The 10,128-nt window shown below is 50.0% G+C and carries 5 protein-coding genes; all 5 read right to left on the bottom strand.

The window, feature by feature from the left end:
* Positions 1 to 312: 312 nt before the first annotated feature.
* Positions 313 to 2,415 (bottom strand): elongation factor G, encoded by a 2,103-nt coding sequence (fusA, locus tag Q0294_RS02055; RefSeq protein WP_299460384.1) that lies wholly within the window; start codon positions 2,413 to 2,415, stop codon positions 313 to 315.
* A 178-nt stretch (positions 2,416 to 2,593) separates the two neighbouring features.
* Positions 2,594 to 3,073, bottom strand: coding sequence for a 30S ribosomal protein S7 (rpsG, locus tag Q0294_RS02050; protein ID WP_299460382.1), 480 nt, complete (start codon positions 3,071 to 3,073; stop codon positions 2,594 to 2,596).
* An 88-nt stretch (positions 3,074 to 3,161) separates the two neighbouring features.
* Positions 3,162 to 3,533: a 30S ribosomal protein S12 gene (gene rpsL / locus Q0294_RS02045; RefSeq protein WP_299460380.1), complete on the bottom strand. Its 372-nt coding sequence runs from the start codon at positions 3,531 to 3,533 to the stop codon at positions 3,162 to 3,164.
* A gap of 214 nt (positions 3,534 to 3,747) precedes the next feature.
* The gene (gene rpoC / locus Q0294_RS02040; protein ID WP_299460378.1) at positions 3,748 to 8,109 is read right to left on the bottom strand and encodes a DNA-directed RNA polymerase subunit beta'; all 4,362 of its coding nucleotides are present in this window, start codon (positions 8,107 to 8,109) and stop codon (positions 3,748 to 3,750) included.
* A gap of 102 nt (positions 8,110 to 8,211) precedes the next feature.
* Positions 8,212 to 10,128 (bottom strand): DNA-directed RNA polymerase subunit beta (gene rpoB / locus Q0294_RS02035; protein WP_299460376.1); only part of this gene is annotated, 1,917 nt, incomplete at its 5' end.

Here is a 10,128-nt window from a genome sequence, read left to right as displayed (position 1 = left end):
CATGCGAATTCTAATTCGCTCTTGACTCGCAACGGCCACCAATAATTTCCTTCACTAAAATTAGACTCTCACCCTGCTTAGACACCTTCTCCGAGCGGGGAAGCGAGCAATACTAATGAGACCTTCATCTCTTGTCAACGAACCGAAGAAAGCTTCGAGGGCTTTTTTCGAAATTCTGACATTCTCTTTGGTAAAGCTCGCCAGGCACTGTTCATTTGAAAACCGGACAATTCGTCCGCAAATTTGCAGAGGGCACAACTTACACACTCGGTGACAGGATACCAAGCGTTGAACACTATGATTTTTTAAAAATTATCCAATCATCTCTTTTAATACGCTGGCAGGTGCCGGGGCGTACTTCAAAGGAGCCATCGAAAACGAAGCCCTGCCCTGCGAAAGACTGCGAATCTGGGTGGAATAGCCAAACAATTGCGATAATGGCGCCTCAACTTCCATCACACACAAATCACTGCGCCACTCGCTATTCAGAACAGCCGCATTCCGGGAACTGAGGTCGGCCTGAATATTTCCGCGAAATTCATCGGGCGTCACCACTTCCATTTTCATGATCGGTTCCAGCAATTGAATCTTGGAATCCATGATGCAGCCATGCAGCGCTTCCGAGACCGCAGCCTCTACCGCAGCTTCATTCGTCTCCCCCTCCCGCGAATGCACATCCAGCACAACGAATTGCACATTGATCAAGGGAAAACCAACCTGACCTCCCCCTTCGATTCCCATCCGCAACGTCTCCATCATCACCTTGTGCAGCGCGGGATCAAACTCACCCGGCTTCAGCTTGCTGATTACTGAAACGGGAGTCTCACCCTTAAAAGGTTCCAGCCGCAATTTTACTTTAAAATAAAGATTCCCGCCTGCAGAGGGGCGGCTGAACTCCACTTCTTTTTCAATCGGCGCCATCACCGTTTCACGATAACTGACGCGCGGCTTATGCACACGCACGCTCAAGTTAAACTCTTTCTGCATACGGTTCCGCAACACCTCCAGGTGCAGCTCTCCCATTCCGGAAACAATTGTCTGCCCTGTTTCTTCATTCGGAACCGCCTTAAATGTGGGATCCTGCCTGGAAAGTTTATGCAACGTTTCTTCCAGTTTTTTCCGGTCGGCACTCGACTCAGGCTCTACCGCCATCGAGATCACGGTTTCCGGAAACGAGATGCTTTCCAGAAGAATGGGATGCTGAATATCACACAAGGTATCTCCCGTGACCGCCTCTTTAGGACCAATCACTCCGGCGATATCGCCTGCTTCGATACAGTCTGTTTCCACTTTCTCCCTGACATCCGCGTGCACACGCCAAAGCTGGCTGATCAATTCCTTTTTGCCGGTGCGTGCATTCAGCAAACGCGTGCCACTTTTCAGTTGACCGGAATAAACGCGAACGAAGCACAAATCGCCATGTTTGTCCGCCTGAATCTTGAACACCAGCCCGCACATCGGCTCGTCCGCCGAAGTAGATCGCGTCTCATGCTCGTCTTCGAGCTGACCCTTCTTCTTTTTCGGCTGAGGATTAATTCCCTCTACAGGCGGGCGATCGAGCGGGCTGGGCAAATAGTCTCCCACCGCATCCAGCACAGGCTGCACACCTATATAATTCAAAGACGAACCACAAAACGTGGGCTGCAAATCTCCCCGCAAAGTCGCCTCTCTCAGCAGGCGAAGAATATCCGCCTCGGAAACATCCTCTGTTTCATAGTATTGCTCAAGCACTTTGTCATCCAGCTCGGCAACGGTCTCCAGCAATTTTGCGCGCCACTCCTGGGCCTGCTCCAGATACGAATCCGGAATCTCTTTCACTTCGAAGCGGGCCCCTTTTGATTCCGAATCATAATACAGCGCCTGCATCTGAATTAAATCAATGACCCCCCGGAACGAATCATCCACTGACGTGGATCCTTCACCAATGGGAATCTGCAGCGCGACAGGCTTTGCACACAGCCGCTTTTCAATTTCCTGAAATGTTCGAATGAAGCTGGCCCCGATGCGATCCATCTTATTAATAAAGCAGATGCGTGGTACGTTGTATTTGTCCGCCTGACGCCACACGGTTTCACTCTGCGCCTCAACACCTTCCATAGCGCTGAAAACCACAACCGCACCATCCAGAACGCGCAGACTGCGCTCGACCTCTGCAGTAAAATCAACATGGCCCGGAGTATCGATGATGTTGATCGAATACCCTTTCCAGTGACAGGTAATCGCGGCCGAGTAAATCGTAATGCCTCGCCGGGCTTCTTCTTCATCAAAGTCCGTAGTGGTAGTGCCTTCATCAACATTTCCCATGCGATGAGATGTGCCGGTATAAAACAAAACCCGCTCGGTCGTTGTCGTTTTACCCGCATCAATATGAGCGATGATTCCGATGTTTCTGATCTTGTCTATCGAACCTGACATCTTATTCTACAACCCTATTTGAAAAACTATCTCGCAACGGCAAATGACACTAACACAAACCTACCCGAATCGGGATCATTGAAAAACCCGTATCAGGACTCAATGCCTATAAAAAAAGACGCACGAAGTAATGGCATAAAAACCATACCAGTGCGTCTTGATAATTTAATCAATCGCCTTAGCGAGAAAAAGCAAAGTGGGCAAACGCTTTGTTTGCTTCGGCCATACGATGAATATTTTCGCGAGTCGTCATGGCAGCACCTTCACGCTTATAAGCAGACAAAATCTCATCTGCCAGGCGGATATCCATCGGTCGCCCTTTTTTCCCGCGAATCGCAGCCAGAATCCAGCGAATTGCCAGGGTCTGCTGACGCTTGGAATTGACCGGTGTCGGCACCTGATAGGTAGCTCCACCGACGCGCTTAGACCGAACTTCAACACCTGGCTTCACATGCTCTACTGCCTGCGTAAAGACTTCGATCGGTTCCACATCGGGCAGCCGATCCTTAATGCGATCCAAGGCTGAATAAAAAACGCCTTGAGCAACACTTTTCTTGCCATCATGCATCAGGCAATTCACAAACTTCGAAGCCAGCATTGAATTAAACCGTGGATCCGGTTTTAGCTGTGACACACTGGCTGTAAACTTCTTGCCCATTGCAACATTTCCTCTAACTTTAATTCAATGCCCGGACGGGACACTGACTGGTATAATCAAATACTTGAAAATCGATTAAAAACAGCGCCTACTTAGGGCGTTTTGTACCATAACGGCTACGTGCCTGACGACGATCGCTCACACCAAGTGTATCGAGCACACCACGAATCACTTTATATCGCACACCAGGCAAGTCGCGAACACGACCACCGCGGACCAGCACGATCGAGTGCTCCTGCAGGTTATGACCTTCCCCTGGAATATAGGCGGTCAACTCTTTCCCGTTCGAGAGGCGGACACGCGCGACTTTACGTAACGCGGAGTTCGGCTTCTTCGGCGTGACTGTTTTCACATTTAAACAGACCCCACGCTTCTGAGGGCAACCTTCCAGCAGAGGAGTTTTGCTCTTGGAAACCGGCTTTTTTCTTGGTTTACGAATTAACTGATTAATCGTTGGCATCGAGATAACCCATCTTCGTTCAAATCATGAACTACAATAAACACTTTATTCACATGTGGCCAAAAATACAAATGACCACCTATTTCACACAAATATTACACCTGTCGCCAGAGCGAGGAACGGGACAATGTATCCAGCCCAACCAGATCCGTCAAGTCTCACACCAAGTCCATTTACGGACTCATTGCAGAGAATCAGGCTCTCCCGCCCTCAATTATTCATCATACGGATTCGGACTGGGAGGCATACTTTCCATTGAGGAATCCAATCCCCCCTGGCCGTACTCTCCGGCTCCTTGACCGCCCCCTAACGGGACAGGTTTATCAGGCTGAATCTCATTCAAAAGACTCATCCGAGCTGCCAGAATTCGTTCTTTTTCTGCCTTCAACTCTTCGAGAGCTTCAGGACGAATCCGAACCTCTGCATTCTGATGCTGATAGAATCCAGTTCCTGCCGGCACCAGGTGACCAAGAATCACGTTCTCCTTCAATCCAACGAGATAGTCGACACGACCGGCAAGAGCCGCCTCGGTAAGTACCTTCGTTGTTTCCTGGAAGCTGGCAGCCGAGATAAAGCTTTCACTTTGGACGGACGCTTTTGTAATCCCCAGCAGCTGCGAGCTGGCGGACGCCGGCTTAGGCTTCGTAAAGCTGGCTGGAGCCTGTCCTGCCAGTTCCACCTGGGCATTCACTTCTTCAATCGTCGCCATCGGAACAAGGTCGCCTGGCTGGAAGTCAGTATCACCGGCATCAACCACTTTGACGCAGGCGATGGTTTCTTCGTTGATTTTCTGGAAGATCAATTTGTCGAGCACAATGCCCGGCAACAGATTCGTATCGCCCACTTTTTCCACAAGCACTTTACTTAACATGCGGGAAATAATGATTTCCAGATGCTTGTCATCGATTGTCACACGTTGAGCACGGTACACGTTCTGGATTTCGTGCAACAGATACTGCTGCACTGCTTCCGTACCACTGACGCGTAAAATATCGTGTGGTACGAGAGGACCGCGAACCAGAGCATCGCCGGCTTTCACCAGGTCACCCGCGTGAACCAGCAAATGCTTCCCGTGAGGAATGACATGTTCTACTTCGGTTCCATCTTCGCCGCGGACAATCACGATACGTTTTCCGCGTTTCTTTTCCGGAACAAATTCCACTTCACCGTCGATTTCGGCTAAAACGGATGGATCTTTAGGCCGTCTGGCTTCAAACAACTCGGTCACACGAGGCAGACCGCCGGTAATATCCTGAGTACCTGAAGATTCACGTGGGTTCTTGGCAACCACCGTACCTGCTGTAATCTGCTGGCCTTCATCCACTTCGATACTTGCCTTTTCAGGAAGGTAATAGAAGTCCAGAATTTTGCCGGTGCCATCTTCGATGATGATCTGCGGGTGCAATTCCCCTTTATGTTCAATAATCGAACGACGAATGTGACCACTGGGGTCTTTGTCTGTGCGAATGGTTTTGCCTTCGACACATTCTTCGAATCGAACGCGACCACCAACTTCCGCCAGAATGGAAATGGAGTGTGGGTCCCACTGACAGATCACCTGACCTTCTTTCAGTTCGTCCCCTTCATTGACCATCAAAGTCGCACCGTTCGGAATCGTATAACGTTCCAGCTCGCGACCTTTCACGTCGTTGATCAGAACTTCGCCGTTTCGCGTCAGGATCACGCTGAGACCTTCGCTGTTGACCACAGATCGGATGCGGGCAAACGTAGCGCGACCGGCGCGACGTGTGCGAATTTCATTTTCTTCCACTTCGCGGGACGCTGTTCCGCCGATATGGAAAGTACGCATCGTCAACTGGGTACCAGGTTCTCCCACACTTTGTGCGGCGATAATCCCGACAGCCAGCCCTTCTTCCACAAGCGAGCCTGTCGAAAGGTCCATACCGTAACACAATCGGCAAAGACCCAGCGAGGATTCGCAGGTCATCGGGCTGCGGACCTGAATCTTTTCCAGACCCATGGCTTCAATCCGACGTGCAATTTCCACGGTGATCAGGTCATTTTCGCGTACGATCACTTCGTCGGTAATCGGATCGACAATGTTGGTTCGACTGACACGACCACGGATCGCGTCGGTCAAACTCATTTCCACTTTTTCGCCACGATAAACAACGCCGCGCGTCATTCCTTCTGTGGTACCACAGTCATGTTCTGTCACAACCACGTTCTGACAGATATCGGCCAGTTTGCGTGTCAGGTATCCACTGTCTGCGGTTTTCAGAGCGGTATCGGCCAATCCCTTACGGGCACCGTGTGTCGAGCTGAAGTACTCTAGTACGGTCAGTCCTTCACGGAAATTTGCCTTAATCGGAGTTTCAATAATTTCTCCACTCGGCTTGGCCATCAACCCACGCATACCACCCAACTGACGCATCTGTTCGATACCACCACGGGCACCGGAATTCGACATCAGATAAATCGGGTTCACATATCTGCCATTATCACGGTAGTCATTTTCCAGTTCGTGCATCATGGAAGTCGTAATCTGCTCACGAGCGTGAGTCCAGGTATCGAGCACCTGGTTATAGCGTTCTTCCGCTGTAATCAGACCGCGCTCATAAAGCTTGGTCTTTTGCAGAACGGTTTTTTCAGATTCGGCGATTACCTTGGCTTTGTTCGGAGCCGTTTTCAAATCGCTGGTTCCGAATGAAAGACCACTCAGCGTGGATTCCCGGAACCCTGTTTCTTTCATCTTATCGAGCAGGTTAATCGTTTCGCGCCGCCCGAGTTCCAGATAACAGTCGGAAATCACGTTGGAAAGGTCACGGCCTTTCATAGTCAGGTTATAGAAGGCCATTTTCCGAGGCAGGATGTCGTTGAAGATCACGCGCCCCACGGTCGTTTCAACCAGGCCGCCTACCTTGAACTCATCTGCCCCGTCTCCTTTGATCCGACGATCAGAGGGCATACGAACCTTGATGATGGCATGCCGATCCAGCTTCCGCTGTTGAAACGCGGCATGCACTTCGCTCACACCGGAGAAAATCATTCCCTCACCCATACGATCAGGCTTTTTGAGGGTCAGATAGTAACAACCCATCACGATATCCTGTGAAGGACGAATAATCGGTGCACCATCGGAAGGGCTGAAGATGTTGTTGGTGGAAAGCATCAAAGTGGTCGCTTCCACCTGAGCTTCAATCGAAAGCGGCAAGTGAACCGCCATCTGGTCACCGTCAAAGTCAGCATTGAATCCGGTACACACCAGAGGGTGAATGCGGATCGCGTTCCCTTCCACAAGAATCGGCTCAAAAGCCTGAATTCCCATACGGTGCAATGTCGGTGCGCGGTTCAGAAGCACGGGGTGGTTTTGAATGACTTCATCCAGAATATCCCACACATCCTCATCTTTACGCTCCAGCATTCTTTTTGCCGACTTGATGGTATCAGCATGACCGCTGTCTTTCAGACGACGAATAATAAATGGCTGAAACAGTTCCAGTGCAATTTTCTTGGGAAGACCGCACTGATGAAGCTTCAGTTCCGGACCAACCACGATCACACTTCGTGCAGAATAATCGACACGTTTACCCAGCAGGTTTTCACGGAATCGCCCCTGTTTACCCTTGATCATATCGGTCAGGGATTTCAGCGGCCGGTTGGAAGAACCGAGCACGGGACGTTTACAACGATTGTTGTCAAACAAAGCGTCTACAGACTGCTGCAGCATGCGCTTTTCATTACGCACGATGACTTCCGGCGCATTCAGGTCAACCAGTTTCTTGAGCCGGTTGTTGCGGTTGATAATGCGGCGGTAAAGGTCATTCAAATCGCTGGTCGCGAAGTTTCCAGAATCCAGCAGAACCAGCGGACGCAGGTCCGGAGGAATCACGGGAATCACATCCAGAACCATCCATTCAGGACGGTTATCGCTGTCCCGTAACGACTCGACAATTTTCAAACGCTTGATGTAGTCCTTGCGTTTTTGCTGGCTGGCTGTTTCGAACAGTTCTTTGCGAAGCCGTTCAGAAATCTCCACGAGATTCAGATTCATCAGCAGTTTTTTAACCGCTTCTGCACCCATATCGATTTCAAACGAACCGGGACCATACTTGGCCTGGTTCTGCCGTGCTTCTTCTTCGGTCATCGTCTGGCACATTTCCAGAGGTGTGTCCCCCGGATCAGTCACGACGTAATCCTGGAAATAAACGACCTTTTCCAGCGCAGTCGTCTTCATGTTCAACAGCGCACCCAGGCGGCTGGGCATGGATTTGAAGAACCAGATATGCACGATCGGCGCAGCAAGTTCAATATGCCCCATCCGTTTGCGGCGGACGCGGCTGTGAGTTACTTTGACGCCGCAACGATCGCAGATCATCCCTTTGTATTTCATGCCCCGGTATTTTCCGCAGGCACATTCCCAGTCTTTTTCAGGACCAAAAATTCGCTCGCAGAATAAACCATCGCGTTCTGGTCGATAGGTTCGATAGTTAATCGTTTCTGGTTTTTTCACTTCGCCGAATGACCAGCTCCGAATGTCATGTGGGCTGGCCAAACCAATTTTTACCGAACCGTAATCGTTAATCCGCTCGTAAGCTGTCTGTGCAACACTCACTGTGCACGCTCCTTATTTTCTGAACTAATTATGATCAGACATTGATCCTGAAAAAGAAACCTTCACTTTTGACGCCGCATTCCATTTCCGACGGAAAAAGCATCAACCGGGATTTTTTTCCAGCTGTAGATTCAAACCAAGTCCACGAATTTCGTTGTTTAATACATCAAAACTGGCTGGCGTACCCGCTTCCAATGTATTTTCACCATTTACCATTGATTCATAAATCTTAGTACGGCCTTCGACATCGTCACTCTTCACTGTTAAGAGTTCCTGCAGAATGTAAGCTGCACCGTACGCTTCCAGAGCCCAGACTTCCATTTCCCCAAATCGTTGACCACCGAACCGGGCTTTTCCACCCAGAGGCTGCTGTGTAATCAGCGAGTAAGGACCTGTCGAACGGGCATGAACTTTATCATCCACGAGGTGGTGCAGTTTCAACATGTAAATCTGACCCACAGTCGTTTTCTGTTCGTAAGCCTCTCCCGTACGACCATCATATAACTGTGCCTTGCCATCAGCCGGCAGACCGCAGCTCTCCAGATATTCCATAATCAATGATTCCTTTGCCCCGTCAAAGACCGGACAGACAGCGCGGAATCCATGTTTTTCGGCAGCCCAGCCCAGATGGGTTTCCAGAATCTGACCCACGTTCATACGACTGGGAACCCCCAGCGGATTTAACATGATGTCAATCGGAGTGCCGTCTTCAGTAAAGGGCATGTCTTCAATCGGCAATATTTTTGAGATCACCCCTTTATTTCCGTGACGACCGGCCATCTTGTCCCCTACGGAAATTTGCCGCTTGGAAGCCACATAGACCTTCACCATCTGCAGCACACCATTGGGTAATTCTTCGCCGCGTTTCATACTGTTGACGCGCTGATCACAGGTATCAATCACGTCTTCGATCAGCGGCCATGCCTCTTCAATGATGGCCCGGCAATCCGCTTTTTTCTGCGGGCTGCGAATATCCAGGTTATCCAGATGCGACAGAAAATCATGAGCGTATTGAGAGACAAACTTATCTTCAGTAATCTCGCGAATCTTACGACCATCATCGTCAACCAGGGGTTGCCCCAGAGCTGCTTCGAAAGTCTTCAGAAACTCACGGAACTCGCCGGCAATTTCCTGATTGCCCTTTTCTTCGACCTGCTTAAGTTCTTCGTCATACTTCTTGCGTTCAAAATCGGTCAGGCTCATCCGCCGGGCAAATTTTTCGGTATGAATGACGATGCCTTCAACACCGCTGGAAGCCTCTAACGATTCGTTCTTCACATCTTCACCTGCACGACCAAAGATGGCATGCAGCAGTTTTTCTTCCGGCGTCAGTTCCGCTTTGGCTTTCGGTGAAACCTTTCCGACCAGAATATCTCCCTGGCGAACACGAGTTCCCACTTTGATAATTCCGTCTTCACCAATGTACCGCAAAGCTTTTTCACTGACGTTGGGAATATCACGCGTAAATTCTTCACGCCCCAGTTTTGTTTCACGAATTTCCACATCAAATTCGTCGATATGAATCGATGTGTAAACATCTTCCTTCACCAGACGCTCTGAAAGAATAATCGCATCTTCGTAGTTATAACCGTCCCAGGACATGAAGCCGACCAGTACATTCCGTCCGAGTGCGAGCAGTCCATCCGAAGCGGCAGCACTATTGCAGAGAATCTGATCCTTCTTGACCATATCTCCCATTTTTACTGAAGGAGTCTGATTCAGACAGGTTCGTTCATTAAGTCCTTCGTATTTTCGCAGGTGATATTTCTTACCGTTGACTTCAACGACGTTTCCATCAACATAAGTCACCTTGCCGGCTTTCTCAGCCCGCACAACCATACCTGAGTTCTGCGCGACAGCCACTTCCATGCCAGTCCCAACCAGCGGCGGTTCTGAAATTAACAGAGGCACGGCCTGCCGTTGCATGTTCGATCCCATCAATGCGCGGTTTGCATCGTCGTGCTCAAGGAACGGAATCAGGCCGGCCGAAATCCCCACCATCTGTGCGGGATCGACGTC

Origin of the sequence: uncultured Gimesia sp. (genome assembly GCF_937919775.1) — a bacterium.
Classification (GTDB): domain Bacteria; phylum Planctomycetota; class Planctomycetia; order Planctomycetales; family Planctomycetaceae; genus Gimesia.
The sequence above is the reverse complement of the archived record's forward strand: the minus strand, read 5'-3'. Positions and strand labels throughout refer to the sequence as shown.